The sequence below is a fragment of the Paenibacillus sp. J22R3 genome, assembly GCF_056269305.1.
Genome location: NZ_JBWDNS010000002.1, coordinates 815,864 through 832,798, shown reverse-complemented (window position 1 = coordinate 832,798; position 16,935 = coordinate 815,864). Strand labels below are relative to the sequence as shown.

General features: G+C 50.8%; 16 protein-coding genes. 3 read left to right on the top strand and 13 right to left on the bottom strand.

All coding sequences use genetic code 11. The features are described 5' to 3' along the window. Window positions 1-279: 279 nt before the first annotated feature. From bglX to AC0YN4_RS11795, 11 genes are all read right to left on the bottom strand, one after another. Complete coding sequence (gene bglX, locus AC0YN4_RS11845) at window positions 280-2,421, bottom strand: beta-glucosidase BglX (RefSeq protein WP_475835862.1); 2,142 nt, start codon at window positions 2,419-2,421, stop codon at window positions 280-282. Window positions 2,422-2,435: 14 nt separating this feature from the next. Continuing rightward, window positions 2,436-3,245 (bottom strand): sugar phosphate isomerase/epimerase family protein, encoded by an 810-nt coding sequence (locus AC0YN4_RS11840; RefSeq protein WP_475835861.1) that lies wholly within the window; start codon window positions 3,243-3,245, stop codon window positions 2,436-2,438. 2 nt (window positions 3,246-3,247) lie between these two features. Next, the gene (locus tag AC0YN4_RS11835) at window positions 3,248-4,324 is read right to left on the bottom strand and encodes a Gfo/Idh/MocA family protein (protein WP_475781667.1); all 1,077 of its coding nucleotides are present in this window, start codon (window positions 4,322-4,324) and stop codon (window positions 3,248-3,250) included. Window positions 4,325-4,343: 19 nt separating this feature from the next. Further along, on the bottom strand, window positions 4,344-5,177 hold the full coding sequence (locus AC0YN4_RS11830) for a phytanoyl-CoA dioxygenase family protein (RefSeq protein ID WP_475781666.1): 834 nt from the start codon (window positions 5,175-5,177) through the stop codon (window positions 4,344-4,346). A gap of 636 nt (window positions 5,178-5,813) precedes the next feature. Continuing rightward, the gene (locus tag AC0YN4_RS11825; RefSeq protein WP_475781665.1) at window positions 5,814-6,578 is read right to left on the bottom strand and encodes an SDR family NAD(P)-dependent oxidoreductase; all 765 of its coding nucleotides are present in this window, start codon (window positions 6,576-6,578) and stop codon (window positions 5,814-5,816) included. Continuing rightward, the gene (locus AC0YN4_RS11820; protein WP_475781664.1) at window positions 6,575-6,868 is read right to left on the bottom strand and encodes a hypothetical protein; all 294 of its coding nucleotides are present in this window, start codon (window positions 6,866-6,868) and stop codon (window positions 6,575-6,577) included. The genes AC0YN4_RS11825 and AC0YN4_RS11820 overlap by 4 nt, the downstream gene beginning before the upstream one ends. A gap of 153 nt (window positions 6,869-7,021) precedes the next feature. Beyond that, window positions 7,022-8,962: a DUF8034 domain-containing protein gene (locus AC0YN4_RS11815; RefSeq protein ID WP_475835860.1), complete on the bottom strand. Its 1,941-nt coding sequence runs from the start codon at window positions 8,960-8,962 to the stop codon at window positions 7,022-7,024. Window positions 8,963-9,017: 55 nt separating this feature from the next. Continuing rightward, complete coding sequence (locus tag AC0YN4_RS11810) at window positions 9,018-9,794, bottom strand: SDR family NAD(P)-dependent oxidoreductase (protein ID WP_475781662.1); 777 nt, start codon at window positions 9,792-9,794, stop codon at window positions 9,018-9,020. Between the two features lie 29 nt (window positions 9,795-9,823). Beyond that, window positions 9,824-10,537: a GntR family transcriptional regulator gene (locus AC0YN4_RS11805; protein WP_475835859.1), complete on the bottom strand. Its 714-nt coding sequence runs from the start codon at window positions 10,535-10,537 to the stop codon at window positions 9,824-9,826. Between the two features lie 255 nt (window positions 10,538-10,792). Next, a complete protein-coding gene (locus AC0YN4_RS11800) occupies window positions 10,793-11,833 on the bottom strand; it encodes a Gfo/Idh/MocA family protein (RefSeq protein ID WP_475835858.1) in 1,041 nt (346 codons plus the stop codon). A gap of 29 nt (window positions 11,834-11,862) precedes the next feature. Then, on the bottom strand, window positions 11,863-12,729 hold the full coding sequence (locus tag AC0YN4_RS11795; RefSeq protein WP_475781659.1) for a phosphogluconate dehydrogenase C-terminal domain-containing protein: 867 nt from the start codon (window positions 12,727-12,729) through the stop codon (window positions 11,863-11,865). 158 nt (window positions 12,730-12,887) lie between these two features. On the opposite strand from AC0YN4_RS11795, the gene AC0YN4_RS11790 reads away from it, so the two are divergent. From AC0YN4_RS11790 to AC0YN4_RS11780, 3 genes are all read left to right on the top strand, one after another. Continuing rightward, on the top strand, window positions 12,888-13,745 hold the full coding sequence (locus tag AC0YN4_RS11790; protein WP_475781658.1) for a sugar phosphate isomerase/epimerase family protein: 858 nt from the start codon (window positions 12,888-12,890) through the stop codon (window positions 13,743-13,745). Further along, window positions 13,711-14,346, top strand: a complete 636-nt coding sequence (locus AC0YN4_RS11785) for a GntR family transcriptional regulator (protein WP_475781657.1) — start codon at window positions 13,711-13,713, stop codon at window positions 14,344-14,346. Before AC0YN4_RS11790 ends, AC0YN4_RS11785 begins: the two co-directional genes overlap by 35 nt. 411 nt (window positions 14,347-14,757) lie before the next feature. Further along, window positions 14,758-14,994, top strand: coding sequence for a hypothetical protein (locus AC0YN4_RS11780; protein ID WP_475781656.1), 237 nt, complete (start codon window positions 14,758-14,760; stop codon window positions 14,992-14,994). Window positions 14,995-15,053: 59 nt separating this feature from the next. Here AC0YN4_RS11780 and AC0YN4_RS11775 read toward each other — a convergent pair whose 3' ends face one another. Beyond that, window positions 15,054-16,040, bottom strand: a complete 987-nt coding sequence (locus AC0YN4_RS11775; protein ID WP_475781655.1) for a zinc-dependent alcohol dehydrogenase — start codon at window positions 16,038-16,040, stop codon at window positions 15,054-15,056. Next, the gene (locus AC0YN4_RS11770) at window positions 16,037-16,870 is read right to left on the bottom strand and encodes a sugar phosphate isomerase/epimerase family protein (protein WP_475781654.1); all 834 of its coding nucleotides are present in this window, start codon (window positions 16,868-16,870) and stop codon (window positions 16,037-16,039) included. The genes AC0YN4_RS11775 and AC0YN4_RS11770 overlap by 4 nt, the downstream gene beginning before the upstream one ends. Between the last annotated feature and the right edge of the window lie 65 nt (window positions 16,871-16,935).

Below are 16,935 nucleotides of genomic sequence, written 5' to 3'. Positions count from 1 at the left end.
GCTTACATTACAGGTTAGCGCTCAGACTTGTAATCACAGTCACAGAGGGATATTTGTTTAAAGAACTACCCTTTTCACTCATAGAAACGTTTCACAAACACATAATAGCACAGAATTCTGGAAGTGAAAAGGCTTTCAACTGATAAAATGGAACTTTTTTTTGTTAGAAATTTGTTAGTTCCTGGTCTGTTTTTCCAATTATCTTTCTAACATTGTCGAAACGATTCGACTGTAATTGGAAAAACCCCCGACATTTCGGGGGTTTGCCAACAGGATGATTTAAATGACTTCGAATTGCCCTTCTAAACCGTCCGCACTGCTTGGACCGATCCAGAGCTTGAATTTCCCCGGCTCTACGACAAAATGATGCTCTTGATTGATAAATCCGAGCTCTTCCTTTGCCAGCTGGAATGAAACTGTCGTGCTTTCGCCGGCCGCCAATGTAATTCTACGGAAGCCTTTAAGTTCTTTTACAGGTCTTGTAATGCTCGCTGCCTCATCGCAAATATACAGCTGTACGATTTCGACACCTTCGCGCGTTCCTGTATTGTGCACTTTTGCAGAAACGTTCAGCGTTTGGCCAAGCGGAAGCTCGGCTTGCTCGATCTGCAGCTCCTCATAGCTGAAACTTGTATACGTCAGACCGTGTCCGAACGGGTACAACGGTGAAGTATCGGCATCCACATAACGTCTCATATGCGGTCTGCCTGTTTTCTTCGCGTTGTAATAGATCGGCACTTGGCCCGCATGTTTTGGGAATGTGACAGGCAGTTTGCCGCTAGGGCCGGCTGCGCCGAACAGGATGTCGGCAATTGCCGGACCTGCTTGCACGCCGAGCTGCCAAGCCTCAACGATAGCCGGAATATTCGCATCCGCCCACTCAAGCGTAAGCGGACGTCCGTTTGCAAGGACAAGGACAACCGGAACGCCGGTCGCATGAATCGCTTCAAGCAGCTTCTGCTGGCTTGCCGGAATGTCGAGCGATACGCGGCTGTTGTTCTCGCCGCTCATATCCGCATTCTCGCCTAATACGAGAATGGCAACATCACTGCTCTTAGCGGCCGATACGGCTTCCCCAAGCTCTTCAGCCGTTCCGTCCAGCACACCTGAACCTCGTGCATACACAACTTCGGTTTGATGCTGATGAGCAAGCGCCCGTATGCCTGCCAATACGGTAATCACATCTTCCGGCCTTCCTTGTCCGCGCCAGCAGCCGAGCTGTGCCTCACGATCCTCGGCAAACGGACCGATAACCGCCAGCTTACGAGAAGAAGATTTGAGCGGAAGCGTGTCGTTCTCATTCTTCAGCAGCACGATCGATTGACGCGCCATTTCGCGTGCTGTTTCCAGATGCGCGGAATGAAGCATAAAGGAGTTGGCCAATTTATTGTCTACATACGGATGAGTGAACAGACCAAGCTGATGCTTCACGCGCAGAATACGGCGAACCGCATCATCAATCTCGCTCTCGTTAACCTCACCCTTCTCAATCAATGCAGCCAGATGCTCATGATAAATCAGGGAATGCATGTCCATGTGCATGCCTGCTTTAATCGCTTGCAATCCTGCTTGCTCGCGGTTTGCGGCATAACCATGCTGAACGAGCTCATCAACGGATTCCCAATCACTGACGACGAAACCCTTGAAGCCCCACTCATCCTGCAGTACATCCTTCAGCAACCAACGGTTGCCGGAAGCCGGTATGCCGTTGATTTCATTGAAGGCCGCCATAATCGTGCCTGCGCCGGCATCAAGTGCCGCCTGAAACGGCGGGAAATACGTTTCGCGCATACGCGTCTCCGACACATCGACCGTGTTGTAGTCACGGCCGCCTTCGGCAAGTCCATATGCGGCAAAATGTTTCGGACAAGCCATCACATGCGGCCGATCCGTCCAATCGTTTCTTTGAATCCCTCTAACGCGCGCTCCGGCAACGGAGGAAGCCAGGTATGTATCTTCCCCTGCGCCTTCCGCGATTCTTCCCCATCTTGCATCCCGGGCGATATCCACCATCGGTGCAAGAATCCAGTTGATGCCTTCTGATGAAGCTTCACGTGCAGCAATCGCCGCCGTTTCTTCCAGCAGCTCCGGATTCCAGCTGCATACCTCTGCAAGCGGTATTGGGAAAGTCGACCGGTAGCCGTGGATAACATCATCCGCAAACAGCAGCGGAATACCAAGTCGGGACTCTTCAATCGCAATACGCTGCAGCTCATTAACCGTATCTGCCCCTCGAACACCGAGAATGGAGCCTACCATGCCTTCTTCGATCAGCTCGCTGTCCGACTCTTCGTCAAATGTACCCAGCTGCGTCAATTGGCCGATTTTCTCCTGCAGCGTCATCTGAGCAAGCAGCGTCTCGATCGCGGCTTCCTTCTCCGCGTCCAGCTGGAAAGGGGTTTTCTTTACGTTGCTATCCATAGTAAGCCGCCTTTCTATGCGAGTTCCGCGATGCAAGACTTCATATATGCAATGGAATTGGCAGTCGCTTCCGCGAGCGTTCCCTTTGCACCAGTGCCTTCCTCATGCACGAGCTCGAATGTAAGCCAGCCTTCATATCCGATGTCGGATGCAGCTTGCAGCACTTGTTTCATATCGATATCGCCAACAGTCAGATCTTCGCTATAGATGCGTCCGATTTGATTGCGGAAGTGGAACGCATAAATGCGATCCGAATAAGTGCGAAGCAATTCCACAGGGTTCAAACCTGCAACATGCGCCCAGCCGGTATCCACGCAAAGCCCTACTTTTTGGCTCGCATATTCGATAACCGCGCGAAGATCGCCGTCTGCATTGTGTTTGTCCGAAGCATGATTGTGCAAGCTTACTTTAAGACCGAGACCACTGACTGCAGCCGCGATGCGGGACAAATTGTCGCCGATTTGCTTAAATTCTTCTTCCGTCTTCGCCTGCGGAGCATCCCAGCCGCCTTTTGGATCGGCATTAATGACCAGGTCTGTTCCGCCTGCTTCGACGACACGCTTAGCAACAGGTATAACCGTTTCTTCGATGTTGAGCGTTTCGAACGGCTCATGCAGCTGCAAACCAACATACGCACCGGAAATCGCTAAACCGAATTGTTTCGCCAGTGTTACCAGCTCCGGAGTCGGATCCAGTTCAAGCGCATTCATGCCTGCTTCCGCACAGTTGCGGAAAATTTCTTCCATGGACGGATCTTTGCCATCCTTCCAATATTCGCACATGTAGCCGTAAAGCCCCGTGGAAAAGCCTTTATTTGTAATCATGCTTATTTCCTCCTTAGCACAACTGCCTGTTGACTTGCAGCAGCATCATAGATCGATTGTAAACATAAGAAATTGAAGACAGCCTGCTCATTTACGACCGCAGGAGACTGCTGCCCTTTTACTTTCTGATAGAAGAAGTGAATCGGATGGTCCATATAACCGATTTGACCTTCGTACGGAATCGTATTTTCGTTAGTTATAACTTCACCATTCTTGTCCGATTTAACCAGAACTTGGTCGGTCTCGAAGTACGGCGACCACTTAACTGCGCCTTTCGTGCCTTCGATTTCAACCGTGTAATACGGTTCGCCATGCGTACAGGAAGCACGCTCATACTGTACCCAGACCGACTTGCCGCTGGCTTGCTGGAATTTCAGCATAGCGCCGACATGTCCTTCGATGTCATACACAACATCCTTCGGATCAACGTCGGTTTCCGGTTTCGCCGTCCAAGCAGAAGCAACCTCAACGCTAACCGGCTGCAGCATGTCATTGAGCAGCGTGAAATCATATGGACCCCAGTCCATAACGATGCCGCCTGCAGCTTTCGATTTATCCAGGAACCAGCGGCTCTCAGGCTGATGCTCAATACCGGGACGACCGCGTTGACCGCGGAAAACGAATGAAATTTTGTAGACATCGCCGAGCTCGCCCGAATTCAAAATCCGTTTCACTTCATCCGTCTTCGGCACCTGCAAGAAACGAACGCTGCAGCAGCCGAGCATGCGGTTATTCGCTTTGGCGATTTCAAGCAATGCTTCTGCTTCTTCGCGATTCATCACAAGCGGTTTCTCGCAGAGCGTGTGACGACCGGACTCCAGCGCCATGCGCGACAATGGGAAATGCGTAAAAGGAGGCGTGCCGACGATCACGATATCATCTTCTCGCGGCTCCTCGTTCAGCATTTCTTTCGCATCGGTAAACGTCGTTACTTGCGGGAAACGCTCTGCGAAGCTCGCAAGCGCCGCTGGGTTCGGATCCGCTACTTTGATCTGAATGACTTCTTCGCCTTCGATTTTGTATATCGCCTCAGCGTGGGTCCGGTTAATGACACCGGCCCCAATTAGATAGAATCTCATGATCGAGTAAGTCCCCTTCCTATTCCCAAGGCATTGCTACTGGTTGACCGATGCGGAAGTTACGGTACACTTCTTTTTCCTTAGCAGTCATGGCATCGTAAGTTTCACGCGGAATCGGAGTGTGCGTGCTGGAATTGTACCAGTGACGGTTGAAGATCATAGCCAGGTTCGTACGACGATCGTCCGAACGGTTTGGCGTGCCGCGGTGCCACATACGGATATCGCGGATGACGATAGAGCCTGCAGGCATGAATACTTTCTCCGAAAGCATGCCTTCTGCTGCGCGAACGATGTGCAGGTTCGGGTTGATGCTGCCATCAAGCGTATCGTGGTTCGCATTATCCGGATTCAGGTGCGTACCGCCCGGCCAAATTTCAAGCGGACCATTCACTTCATTAACATCAACCAGCGGAATGTTCACAACTAGGCTGAACGCCGGAAGCGGAACCGTCAGTTCTGGGAACAGCGGCATGATGTCGCAGTGTACAGCTTGATAATCAGAACCCGGCATAGGTGTATCGGATGCAAAATAGGAACAGTGGAAACCTCTGCCGAGCACTTTCTCGATCACGCTCATCACGATAGGGTGAGCAATAACTTCGCTGTCATTGAACGGTGCCATGAATGGCAAGAACATTTGTGCACGGTTTGTGCCTGTGTTGTAACCGCGTTTGTCGATATACTCGTCGAAGATCGGATCGAAAGAGTCACGGATTGTTTTGATTTTCTCGTCGCTCAGTACTTTCTCAAACAAGATATAGCCGTTTACTTTCACCTGCTCAGCTGCTGTTTCCAACGTTTCCGGGCTAAGCTGCCCGCTTGCCAATTCTTGCTCAGTCAATTTGATTCTCATATCAATCGTCTCCTTTAGGTGTGTTGTATAAGATCAATGGCGGTTAGCCAACGATTCCAAAACCATATTATCCCTCGATTAGCATCGACATCGCGCTGGGCAGATATGCGGTGCTCGCAGGGAAGAGTGCCTCCATTCATGGAGCAGCAACAAAATCACGTCGTTATTGCGGAAACTATGACATGCAGCATAGATTAGCCAGAAGCGGACCTGCCATGTCGCTGTCAGCTCCCTATGAATAATATACATGTTTTTCTCGCTAAGTGAAACGTTTCGACAAACAGAAATTAAGACTGCCATAAATGACCGCAATTAGCAGGCGTTTACTTCTCAATTTTGATGGGGGAGCGTCTTGTTTGCCCTGAAAGCGTTATCTTACTTCACAACCCGAACATTGGCAACTACAGATAACAATCGAAATGCGGATGTACTCTCCTATGAGCGGTAACTCCTACCTCTCTTGGGATTCTATCGTCGAGTTCCGGCGAGTGTGTTGCTCTGGCTTAATTGCTGAGAGTCGTTCTTCTCTGCGTGGTTTCAACGCGGAGAGTTCGGTTTTCGCACTCTCAGCAAAACAAAGACCATCCCCAGCTAGGGATGGTCTCCGATTCAGTCACTATGAATTTATAAAGTCCATTAGATTGCTGGCATAACGTTGCCGCCGCAAACAGGAATGTAAGCCCCGGTAATGAATCCGGCCAGATCGGAAGCCAGATATGCGACTGTATTCGCGATATCTTGATCGGTGCCTCTGCGCTTCAACGCCACGCTTTTCTCATACGCTTCATTGTGCTCCGTCCCGTTTGCACGGTCACGGTCGGAAATGGTCCACCCCGGCGCGACTTGGTTGACCGTAATCTGATATTTGCCAATTTCCTTGGCCAAGATCCGATAAACGCCGTCCATCCCCCGTTTGCCGGCCACGTAGGCGGATTGGGTTTCGAAGTTTTGCATGGCGCATTCGGTGTTGATGCCAATGAACCGGCCTGCTTGTTTCTCGATCATGGCCGGTGCGAAAGCTTTCGCCAGATAGACGCTCTGCATCACGCAGGATTCAAACTGGCTGCGATAATCCTCCGGCGCCTGCTCCAGGACAGAGGTCCATGCATACTGAATGACAGCGTTAGCGACTACGATATCAACATGGCCCAGCTCCGCATTCACTTTATCTCTCATCGCAACAATCGAATCCAAATTTGTAATGTCGGCTTGTACAATAGCAGCACGTCTGCCTAAGGCGTTAATCTCCTTCTGCAGCTCTACGGCTTGTCCTTCATTACGGTTGTATTGAATCGCAACATCCGCTCCGCATGCTGCTAATGTTCGAGCCATAACTCTGCCCAATTCTCCGGTAGCCCCGGTAACGAGCGCGGTGCGCCCGGTGAGATCGATTCCGATCATGATTGTGCCTCCTCTTGATCTTCCGGCAATGTTGCAGCTGCTGCATCAATCAGGCTGTCAAACAGATCATCATCCTGCTCGATTGCGGCTTCAACTGCATGGATTTGCTCTTCAGGGCCGGGCTCTTTTGCGAAAAGCAAGCTATAATCCCAAGTCGTTCCACGCAGGCTGTTCAACTGGAGCGTAATTTCGTAGGGGTGTTTATGGCCTTCAACCTCGAATTGAACGCTTCCTCTGTAGCCGTTTTCCTTGTCATGTGTCATAGCTGCTTGAATAATTGTAATGTTCATCGTTCGTTAACCTCCAAAATGGTGGACATGCTTCCGCCATTATGCACCTGTCGATGCCTGCCTGCGGAATGACTTGCCTAAATTATACCATGCTTGCTGCAAAATGCGTAAAAACGGGCAGCCCCCAGCCGCCCGTTTGCATCAGTCGATTCATTATTCGGTCCGTCCTGTCAGCAGCGGCTCCGCTGATTGACGCGACCAAGGTCCGTCATAAGTGGGCTCATTCACATAGCGAGACATCAATAATGAAAGGCGAATGGATGCGCCCGGAAGCAGCTCGATCTGCAGCCATTTGCTGTTTACCTGTACCGTTTGCTCAGCATCAGTTTCTCCAAGCACCGTGGCAGAAATAATGTCATGCTCCCCGAATGTGCCACCCTGGATGACTACAGTATGCGACTCAAACATCGATGTATTCACCACATGCAGTGTCGCAGAGTCGTCGCTCAGTTGTTCGACAAGGGCCGCCGTATCTTGCGGAAGCCCTACACGCTTGCGATCCCCATCGAAATAACGGAATCTGCCGTGCTGGAAGCCGCCGTGTGAAATATGCATCGGTGCACCAAGAGTTAGCTGCACGAGACTTTCCATATAGACCGGGCACAGCTCCTGCCATATATGAATGCTGGAGAAGTCATCATCATTATACGATGCCGACCACTGCGCCGGATCGCCCATTGGGGAATCCATTCGGTCCAGCTGCTTCATGATCAGCTTGAAATTCGCATCCAGAATGCGGTCCGGATAATCCGGCAGCTCACCATTCATATAGCGGAACCAAGGCTCCGTGTTGCTTATAAAATGTTTCGTATCACGACCGGTCAGCGCGTCCTTGCCGGATACGTTCGGGATCACCACCTCATCCCAGTTGTAGCTCTTCGGAATGCGATTAATCCGTTCGCGATCTTCTTCAGCCATCGAGACCGTCCATAGATAGATCGGATACCGTACGCTCGCTTCCCGGAAATCGGACCACCCTGCATCAAAATGCTTGTAAGGCACTACGGTCCTGCCATCCTCCGCCTGCTTGCGAAGCGACCAGTTCAAATCAATCTGTCTGCGCGCGAGTCCAAGCTGCTCCATATCGCCTGTAAGCAGAACCGCGTTCATTGTCGCATTCGTGATCGGCTCAATGACGGTCATGAAACCGTGCGGCCAGCGGTAGCCGTAGTAGCCGCCCCACCATTTGCCATCGTTATACTCCCCGATTTCATCATTTAAGCCTACATTATCAGGGATCAACCCTCCGTTGCGTTCTGCCCGATCCCTCCAAGCCGCCAAGTAGTCCAGTACCCATTGTTTATACTTGTCATCGGCCGTATGCATGAACGCATTTGCCACAAGCCCGGTAGCATTTAAGTTCAGCGGCACATCACCGCGGTTCATGCGCTCATTCATCATCGCAAGCAGATGGCCGTAGATCGTGTCGTCACTCCACTTGCACTTGCGCGATGCGAAATCCACACCCGGTATATCTTCATATGGCGCTAAATAATTATCCAGAATGCCCCGATGCGTAGACCAATCCTCTGCGGAAGCGATGAAACGCGGTCCTTTGCTGCCATTGAGCGGAGAACGAATCAGCTTCTTCTCTTTGTCGTAGTTCGGCGCTTCCAAATCATCACCGGTATACATGTTTGCGAATCGCACAGCACGCTGCCGGTCTTTCAATAGTGCGGGTCCCGACAGTCCCAGAAAATAAAAATATAAATACCCTTCTCCGTGATGCATCCAGTCATAATAAGCGTCAAATTCGCGATGAATCTGTCCATATTCCGTCCACTGGAAGGTGATGCCTTCCCATATTCGACGGGATGCCTCATGCAGGAAATCGTCGCCCCCTAATGCGTGAAGCAGCGCTAAGTTCATGAAACCTTCATATGGATCGTCAGAGCCGTCCATTCCCGGCCAATCATTTCGCCAAATAAGTGTACCGTCAGGCCTTGTATATTTCTTGATGAAAAGTTTCGCGGATTCATTCAGGAGGTCGAATAATTGCCTTTGCTTCACAGCCCATCCTGGTGCGGTGCTGCGACTTGCTGCCGTTAAACTTGTTAGCAGGGGAAGCGGAAGTTGAAGTGGACTCAAACTCACTTGAAACACATCCTTCTTATGAATTGTTGTGATTCAATTTATCGCTGTGGCTCGTTTAATCCTTGGTGTTCCCAAGCGTAAAGCCGCCTTCAATCGGGATGATGGCTCCGTTCACCCATGAAGACTCTTGGCTAACCAGAAAAGCGACAGCGCTTGCAATTTGCTCCGGCTTACCAACATGGGGATCCTCATAAATCCGCTCGGCCGCCTGCTTCGCTGCTGCAGGATCGCCCATCTTCTGCTGCAGCCAAATCTCCAAGAGTGGCGTGGCTACACCGGCCGGAAGCAAAGCATTAAACCTTACTCCTTCCTTGCGCAGCTCGAAGGCAAGTCCGCGCGTCATATGGTTTAAAGCTGCCTTCATCGTGTCATAGACGAGGTTGTCATGCGCATTGATCTGTCCGTTGATTGAGCTTACATTGACGACAGCCCCTTGCCTCTCGCGCAAATAAGGCAGCGCCTCCTGAATCAAAAAGAAACCTGCCTTCACATTGACCGCAAACAGCCGATCCCAATCTTGATGGGTCACTTCGGCAAGCGGCTTGCTGCAGACCAGCGCGGCATTATTAACGACGATATCAAGGCGTCCCCATTGTGTAATTGCAGCCTGTACGAGCTTGCCCGGCACCGATGGATCACTGAGGTCCGCTTGCACGAACAAGGCTTCTCCGCCATTTCGGATAATCTCCGATACGACCTTCGTACCTCGTTCCTGGTCTCTGCCGGTAATTAATATTTTGGCGCCATGCTCTGCCAGCTTATATGCCGTCGCTTCACCGATTCCACTGGTCGAGCCTGTAATAATAGCTGCTTGGTTATGTAAGCTCATCATAACTACGCGTCACCCTGCTCCTTCTGCTGCTAGATTTCCCCACCGCTGCGAATGATGACATTTAAGATATTTTGCCTAGAGTATGCCAGATGTTCCGTGACAGCCGCCTTCGCCGCTATAAAGTCTCTTGCCCGAAGCGATTCATAGATAGACAGATGCTGACGAAAAGCAAGCATCATCATCTCGTCCGTCACATGCGGCTCGCCAAGATTCAAGTAACGATAATGCATCAGCGATTTGTAAATCTCCACATTTTTACGATTGCCGCTCATCCGCACAAGCTCCAAATGAAACATGAGATCAAAGTTGGATTGCAATACAATGTTGATGCCGTTCCCCTCTGCAATGGATGCAGCAGCATGCTCAACCAGCGCATCTAACGCATCGAATTTGGAAGCAAGCAATCCTTCGTCCATGACGCTCAGCTGCTCAATCGTCCATAAGTCGATCATCAACCGGCTGTTCATGATGTCATTGACGTTATCCACCAATACGGGATTAACGAAAGTTCCTACTTTCGATACGGTGCGGACAAGTCCTTCCATCTCAAGCCGGTTCAGTGCATCTCGAATCGGGGTGCGACTGACGCCAAGCTGTTTAGCCAGGTCCGGAATGAGCAGCTTCTCGTTTGCGCCGAAATGTCGGGCTAGTATTCGCTCCTTAAGCACTTGATAGGTTTGATCCCAAATATTACTGACGTCCAGTTTCGCCAACGGCTGCGGTGGAAGCTGACTCGAAGACACGTTACTAACCTCCTGATTTCTATATATGAATTGTCATGTTGTATGTTGTATACAACATTATAGTAATGAAGCTGGATAATTCCGTCAATCCTTTTCTTGGAAAAGAGATTCTACTAACCAAGAAAACCCGGGAAGCAGAATGCCGCCGGGTTCTCTCAAGTTATGACCGTAAAATTTGCGTACTAATTGCTCTCCAACATTTCCCCGGAAATATTCGACGTTTTCTTCCCCTTCAAGCTGTCGAATCAGCCGTGACTAAGTGAATGTAATCATCTTATTCTCTTCAGCACTTTCATAGACAGAGAACGCCAAACGGAGCGTAATTAAGTTATCTTCGCCGCTTGTTTGGAACGGTTCACCGTTAGTTAAACAGGCAATAAAATGCGACTGCAGCTGGAAGTGGCTCTCTTCGTGATCAAGCGTTGTCTCGGCTTTCACTACTCGTTCCGAAGATCCGTCCTTCGACACAATCGTGATTTTGCCGTCTGTATACATTTTCAAGCTGCCATTGCTGCCATCAATGACGAACTGCTCCAAATGGACCGCCCGAACTTGCTCGCCAAGCGGACGGTCCAGCTTCTGCCTAGTCGCCCAGCTCATATCCATGAATCCATAGAATCCGTCATGTCCAAGCATGACAATGCCGCTGTCTTCCCCGATAATATGGTCGCTGACCCGTGTTAGCTCCGCCGTCAATCGCTTTGGTGTCCCGAAGAGAAACCGCCATGTATCAAACCAATGCACACCCATCTCATAGAAGAGCAGCTTGGGCATCGTTCGGAAGAACGGTTGCGGCAGTTCAGCTTCAGGCTCCATCCGCGGAGTGTAATAATCGGTATGGATGTATCTTGCGACATGCAGCTTACCTAACTCACCGCTGTCGATAACTTCTTTAATCGTTTGAAAAGGCTCCAGCCACCGCCAATTCTCCGTAACCATGAGTCTCACGCCGTTTCGTTTCGCGAGCGCGACCATCTCTTCGGCTTCTTCAAGTGTCGGCGCGAATGGTTTCTGGCACATGATATGCTTGCCCGCCTGCGCAGCCTTCCGAACGAAATCCACGTGTGTTTCAGCGCCTGTTACGATATCAATAATGTCGATATCCGCATGAGCGAGCATATCGTCGATATTGTTATATAATTGATCGGAAGAAATGTTGTATTTGGACGCAGCTTGTTTTAGTTTCTCTGAAGATCGGTTGCAGAGCGCGATAATTTGAACACCCGGAATTCGGCTCCACGCCTGCAGATGCTTATCCGACCAGAAGCCGGTTCCGATTAGACCAACTTTCCACATGCTTCTATCTCCCTCTCTGTCATGATGAATTATTTAAGCGCAGGCTTCTCATCCAAATGCAGCATGAGACGCAGCACTTCATCTAGAGATTCCTTCGTAAACACTTGCTTCCAGTCCGGTTTGAAAATCTTATCGTACCCGTAATTAATCGCGATCTTCGCCGCATCGGAGAATGGATTCACATTATTGAACGCAATGGCCAGCGGGATTTGGATATGGCCGAGCATAAACGATCTGGCTGCAGCTGCCGGAACGCCCATTCGAATCACTTCATCCATCGCTTCTTTCATAATACAAGCAGCAGCTGCCGCAACTACTTCTGCCGCTGCCGGCTCAAGCAGCGCCATATGTTCTACCGTTATGCGGTGACATTGCGTAACCGGCGCAAACATACGGATGCAAATCTGTTCCGCAATATCGAACCTCTCCTCGCTGCCTTGCTGAAGTGCAATGACAATATCCTGTTTCGCCGCAATGCCGCCGAACATGTCTTGGCGCGCTTCCGGTGAATCTTGCTCCTCGAACAATGCGGGGTGACACGGATGTGTAACGACAAATGTACAATCATCGCGCAGCGCTACTTGCTGTGCATAGGCTGCCGCCGGATCTAGCAAGATGACAGTCGCACCGGCCTTCAGCTGCGAAACGATCTTCTCGCTTAACGGCCCAATGACAGCATCAGGTACAGCAAGAATAACGAAGTCGGCTACTGCAAGCGCTTCGTCATTAGGCGTGATGGACAATCCTCGCTCCGAGATGCGGGCAATTCCATTCTCAGCTTGTTCGCACAGAAGCAGCTGATAATCCGTTTGCCTCAAATTATCCGTAATTCGGCAGCCCATTTTACCACCGGCACCAAGCACGGCAATTACGATTTCACTCAGTTGGTTGCTCATTCATCCTGCTCCTTATTAATAGAATAAGTATTATTGAAACTAGCATAACTGATCGACATCAGACATTCAATACATAATGTATACAATACATATATATTTATTGCCGTCCTCTAAAATACCTGTTATTCTAAGGTCACAAATGCTAGGGAGGAATCTGTGTGAGACTTGGACTTAGCTCTTTCACCTTCACTTGGTCGATCGGCATTCCCGGCTATGAGCGGCCGGCTGAACCGCTCACGCACGAAGGACTTATTAAACTTACGCGAAGCTGCGGACTCGATCTTGTGCAAATTGCGGACAATCTGCCTCTTCATCCGCTTTCGTCAGAAGAGTTGTTGCAGTTGAAGCAAATCGCTGATGAACAGAACGTCTCGATTGAAGTTGGCACACGGGGTACGGAACCCGCACTGCTGCTGACTTATCTGTCCATTGCTCGGACGCTGCAATCCCCGATTGTTCGAACGATCATTACGACGCCTGATCTTGCTGCCGCAGAGCAGCAGCTGCGTGAGGTACTCCCCGCCTTCGAGGAAGAGAATATTGCGCTTGCCATTGAAAATCATGGCTTGCATACAACGCAGCAACTGGTACAATTATTTGAGAGCTTGAATCATCCGCTCGCGGGCTGCTGCCTGGATACGGTGAATTCTTTTGGCGCGCTGGAGAGTCCGGATGTCGTCATTAAACGGTTAATTCCCTTTCTGGTAAACCTGCATATTAAAGACTTTGATATTAAACGGGTTGACCACCAGCTCGGCTTTACGATCCTCGGCGCGCCTGCCGGAGCAGGCCGGCTCGATTATGAGCTTCTGCGAGATTCAATTCGGGAGCATGACAAAACATCTGCAACGGCTATCCTTGAATTATGGACACCGTTCACGGAATCCGTGGAGCAGACGGCTGCACTCGAACGAAGCTGGACGGAGCAATCGATCGCGTATTTGAAATCCATTCATTTCATAGAAGAAAAGGATACTGACAATGGCAACCATAACATTGAAAGAGAAAGCGTATGAGCAGCTTCGCGCTTATATTCTAGAAGGAACCATTAATTCCAACGATCAGCTGACGGAGAAATATTTGGTGGAGCTGCTCCAAATGAGCCGCACGCCAATCCGTTCCGCTCTTGAGAAGCTGGCTGCGGAAGGTCTGCTAAACATTGCGCCTAATAAAGGGCTGAGTCTACCCGAATTGTCGCTGCAGCGAGTTGCGGATTTCTTCGATTTCCGGATTGCATTGGAAGGTCATATCGTGCAGAAGCTGGCCAATCGCAAGCTCCCGCAGGAGGAGATTGCTTGGTTCCGTGCAAATTTGCTCATTCAGGAGCAGACCGCCGCGCAGCATGATTACCTGGCATTCACCCACGCGGATTCCGAGTATCATCGCCGCCTTGCCCTCGTCTATGACAATACCGAAATGGTGCAGATGATGGATAATCTGCAGGATCGGCTGTTCCAGATGGCACTTAAAGTGCTTCGCAAGGACATGAACCGCATCGGGATGTCCTATCGCGATCATTTGGAAATCTTCGAGCTCATTCTCGAAGGCAACGCCGCAGAAGCAAGTCGTCGGATGGTCGAGCATCTGGCCTACGGGGCGCGGATATTAGTGCTATAGTACATTGGTGAGCTGCTGCGGAGCTGCTTCTGTCATCTCATTTAGATGATGGAGGCAGCTTTTTCTAATGGATGTTGTTTGAAGAGAGGTTCTGGGTACCTCTCTTTAAAAGTAAAGTAGCTCACCTTTGGCTCTACATGGACGGGAATCAGGAAATTGTGAGAAAGTAGCTCTCCTGGGGACCTACATTGGCGGTAATGAGGAGTATTGGTCGAAAAGTAACATGTCCGTTTGCGCAACAGTTGCTTAGAAGCTTAGACAACCTAAAGGCAGGCTGAACGTCATGTTCTTAGACGATCATTCTGCCTTATTTATGTTACATACTACAGACATGCGCCAATACGGGCAGGCTGCACGGTTCATATCATAGACCAGCGGTAGCAGTATGCGTCAGAAGGAGGCATCGCGGCCATGTTCTGCTGGATCGGCAAAGTCATCATCGTGAACAACAATGGCACCGTCCTGTTCGGCGATGCCAATATTTTACCCGAGTTTGGTGAGAATCCAGAGGCCGAGGAAGAAGTAGACGAAGATCTGGGCGGAGAAGATGTTGTCGTCGATGAAGAAGTTAACGCGAACCGACGAAAGTCGAAAAAAAGCAAGAAATCCTCTTCCGCCGCCGGCAAGAAAAAACCCAAGAAACGCTGATCGTTGGACAGCGAAGTTTCGGTTTACGGCTTCCGGTTGCGCTTTGCCGGTTGCTATCCCTAAACAAGCGACCAATCAAATACAAGGCCAAGCGAATGGTTCCGCTGCTCGGCTAAATCCTCGTACACAGCAGCAGCTTGCTTCGGTGAAACGACTTCGTACAAGCCGTCTACATTCACCTTTCCGGCTGCCAGCCATTGCAGCGCCCCTGCTAGATTCGTGAAAATTCCGGGCTCTGCCGCGCTTCCGGCGTGCAGCGGAATATCCCATTCCCAGCCGCTGCGCAGCACGACATAGTTATGGAAAACAAGATGCAGCAGCTCATGCGCGTACGCTTCGGTCTGCCGTCTCCATGGTACGCCTACCATGACTACCTCGCCATTCTTGCCAACCATGCGACTGCCGTCAAGCACAGCCTGCTCATGCCCGGAGCATTCCACGACGAGTGCGAATGTCCCTCTGAGAGCAGGATCATCCACAGGCGGCAAGCTCGATATATAAGCACCACCGGCAATCCTAGCGGCAGCTTCACGCTTCCACGCCACCGGATCGTAAGCCGTAACGGAATAGCCGCTAGCCGCGAATAGCTGCGCCGCCATATTGCCGACCAAACCCAATCCGCTTACCATCACCCGCTGAGGCGGTCTTGCTTGTGTCGTCGAAAGCGTCGACATGCTGACATTCATCATTCTCGCGAAGACAGCCGCTGCCGGGGACAAGCCCTCCGGAAGCAGCAGTGCTTCCTTCTCACTTACACGCTGCACAGATCGATGCGGCCCCATGCAGAATGCCAAATCTCCAGGCTTGAAGGCTTGGACATCACGACCAACCTCTTGTACCCGAAACACCGCGGCATAGCCCGGAATACTCGTGAAATCAGCCCGCCCCAGATACAACGCGAGCTCCGTCCCCGTACTAATTAAAGTGAACAAGGTCTCTCCTATAATTTCGTTCGCCTGCAACAGGGCAGCCCCGCGATCCATCGACTGAAGCTCGATTCTGCGAACGCCTGTCAGAACAATCCCAACATCCTTTCGGCTCGTCATTTCAGCTTCACTCCGATCGAACTTGCTGTTGCTCGAATATAGTCAGCCGCAAGTCGGTATTCGGCGTCACTGTCCAGATGCTCCAGCATAAGCGGTACATCACGGTCCAGCTTCACTAACTGGCGGAGATACTGAGCATAATCCAGCTTTCCCAGCCCCGGACGCGTTTCATCCAGATGAACCACCATCGACGAGCCAAGCACAATATCCTTAGCATGGCAGCTGCGAATATAGGGACCAAGCTTGGTGAAGCATTCTTCGATCAAAGCCCCGTTCCGATAAAACAGCTGCGGACTAGTGACAATGTTCACAGGATCCAAATGCACGGCAAACGCCGTCCGGTCAATCGCCTTAATGAGCTGCAAATAACTGTCGACAGTATCCGGGTACATCCACGGCATCATTTCCAGCGTATAATAAGTACGCTCAGGTTTCACATGATCGATGATTCCGCGAACGGTATCGACGATCAGCTCGAAGGTTTCGTCTGTCAAGTTCGCCGGATCATGACCATCCCACTGCTCGCCTAACGAACCGGCGATGTTCACGCAGCAGCGTGCCCCTGCCAGCTCTGCCGTCACGAGCTTCTTCTTGCAGTAGCGGATTGCCTGCTCCCGCACCTCCGGGTCTTGGCTCAGCGGGTTGCTCCACGCCCCCGCCTCCGCAATGACAATGTTCGCCGCTGCGGCAGCGCGAACGTACTCCTCGATTTGTGCCGCTTCATCCACATCCGGAAAATATGCAGCCGTATAACCGCGCTCTGCATGTGCAGCAATCCAGCGCTCCGGATCAAGCGTTTCCCTTGCCAGAATCGGACCTCCGAGCCTCATGAAGGATCATTCCTTTCTATCCTAAATTTCCTAATCATTGTATTCCGTGACCTCTGCCCTAAATC